This is a genomic window from Mesorhizobium sp. M8A.F.Ca.ET.021.01.1.1 (assembly GCF_003998025.1).
GTDB lineage: Bacteria > Pseudomonadota > Alphaproteobacteria > Rhizobiales > Rhizobiaceae > Mesorhizobium.
Map to the genome: position 1 here is coordinate 1 of NZ_RZSJ01000824.1, position 2,005 is coordinate 2,005.

General features: G+C 64.1%; 2 protein-coding genes and 1 pseudogene. 2 read left to right on the forward strand and 1 reads right to left on the reverse strand.

The window, feature by feature from the left end:
- Positions 1-257, forward strand: a pseudogene (locus EOA36_RS34365) (FUSC family protein); the annotation flags it as partial.
- Here the strand turns inward: EOA36_RS34365 and EOA36_RS34370 are convergent.
- Positions 254-1,378, reverse strand: coding sequence for a DUF2336 domain-containing protein (locus EOA36_RS34370; RefSeq protein WP_127281124.1), 1,125 nt, complete (start codon positions 1,376-1,378; stop codon positions 254-256). The pseudogene EOA36_RS34365 and the gene EOA36_RS34370 sit on opposite strands and share 4 nt — an antisense overlap.
- A gap of 151 nt (positions 1,379-1,529) precedes the next feature.
- Between EOA36_RS34370 and EOA36_RS34375 the strand changes: the two genes are divergently transcribed.
- The gene (locus EOA36_RS34375) at positions 1,530-1,982 is read left to right on the forward strand and encodes a MaoC family dehydratase (RefSeq protein ID WP_056572267.1); all 453 of its coding nucleotides are present in this window, start codon (positions 1,530-1,532) and stop codon (positions 1,980-1,982) included.
- Positions 1,983-2,005 lie beyond the last annotated feature (23 nt).

The window sequence follows — 2,005 nt, forward strand, 5'->3', positions numbered from 1 at the left end:
GTGCCAGCCAAGACCATGCCATCCCATCGGAAACGGCGCTTTCAATCGCCAACTTCCTGAGGGGATTGGCGCGCGAGCTGCTTTTCCGTGCCCCTGGCGATCCGCAAACAGCGACCGTCGCCGTCGCCCGGCAGTACGCGGCGGGCATCGCCCAGAGAAACGCCACCGGCGACATGCTGCAAATCGCGGCGTCCCTGCGCATCATCGCCGCGGCGATGGAGGATTTCCCGGATTTCTTCGCGAGGGATAAAACCTAGGCTGCGGCGATCGCCAGCGCATGGCCGCGCGCGTTCTCGCGCAGGGCATCGAGATGGATCGACTTGACCAGCGCGGCAAGATCGCCTTCGGCGGATTGCCCGCCCAATTCCTTGAGCATCAGCCAGCTAACCTCCTGAACGCCGGCGACGCGCTTGCCGTTGGCAACCTCGCGCCAGATCTTCAGCGCGCGCAGGATGACCGCATGCGTGGCGGCAGCCAGGCCGGCACTGCGGAACAGCGCCTGCAGGGCCACGTCGTGCCCGCCGGCCAGCAGCGCCCTCACCCGTGGCTCGGACTGCTGGCTGAGCGCGACCAGCGCCGAGCCGAAGAAATCGACCTTGCCGTGCGCGATAGTGCGGATCACGAAGCTCGCGGTCAGATCGCCACGCAGCCTGAGATGCTCGATCAACGCCGCATGCTCTTCCTGGCGCGTGCCTTCGATCAGCGTCACCGAGGCCTTGACGCAGGCCTCCCGCATGAAGCGTTCTGCACGCGCGGCTCCCATCAACGCCATGACCAGCGGCGATGTCTTCAATGTCTCGCCAAGCTTGATGAGCAGCATGTGCCGGCAGTCGGCGGGCAGCCTGATATCCGATATCAGCGCCTCGCGCACCAAAGGCAGATGCCCATGGCGCTCCGCCATGCGGCGGAAACTCATCGAAGCGATGGCGGCACCGGTGTTGGCCAGAAGCACGGCGCAGGCCTCCGCCTCGCCGATCTCGGCGATGGCCGCCGACAGCGCCATCGAGACGAGCGGCCGATCGGCGATCAGTTTCTGCGTTGCCTTCTGGCTCGCCGCCACGCGGTTGATCAGATCGGCGTCGGTGAGCAGTGGCGAGCGCGCCAGCACGACACCGGCGACTTCCGGCTGGTCGGCGGCAAGCACGCTTATGATCTGCAGCGGCGCGTGGTGGCTCATCGAGAGCGCTTCCGCCATCGCCAGCCGCACCTTCGACGAGGCGTCGTCGAGCAGCAGCGTCAGCGCCGCTTCGGCGGCGCAGCGGTCCTCGAACGGCAATTCGGAATTGACATAGGCCCGGGCCAGCGCATTGGCCGCGGCGGCGCGCTCCGACACCCTGGCCGTGTAGATCCATTTCAGGAAATGCGAAACAACAACCATGCCCGTCTGCTTACGCCCCTAGCCGGAAGGTTTCCGGCCCCGTGAAGACGGTAGGCAGAAATGGTTTACGAACGGTTCACCATGTTCATTAACTGGCTTGCGAGCGCTGGATGCAGCGCCTATCAACCGTCAGACAGCGCAGGAGACGGAAATGGCCGGGCTATATCTCGAGGAGTTTGTTGTCGGCCATGTCTTCCAGCACACGCTGCGCAAGACCGTCACCGAGAGCGACAACATGCTGTTTTCGGTGATGACGCTGAACCCGCAGCCGCTGCATATCGACTTCGATTTCGCCGCCAAGAGCGAATGGGGCAAGCCGCTGGTCAACTCGCTGTTCACGCTCGGCCTGATGATCGGCATCTCGGTCAACGACATCACGGTCGGCACCACGGTCGCCAATCTCGGCATGAAGGAAACCGTGTTTCCGCACCCGGTCTTCCATGGCGACACCATCCGTGTCGAAACATCGGTCGTCTCGGTGCGCGAGTCCAAGTCGAAGCCCGACCGTGGCATCGTCGAATTCGAGCACCGCGCCTACAACCAGCATGGCGATCTGGTCGCCAAATGCACCAGGCAAGCGATGATGCTGAAGAAGGCGGCCTGATGCGCTCGCTGCTGTTCCTGTCT

Bases quoted from the DNA above. Each gene is read 5' to 3' on its own strand.
- EOA36_RS34370 (WP_127281124.1), bottom strand. From the start codon at position 1,378: ATGGTTGTTGTTTCGCATTTCCTGAAATGGATCTACACGGCCAGGGTG.
- EOA36_RS34375 (WP_056572267.1), top strand. From the start codon at position 1,530: ATGGCCGGGCTATATCTCGAGGAGTTTGTTGTCGGCCATGTCTTCCAG.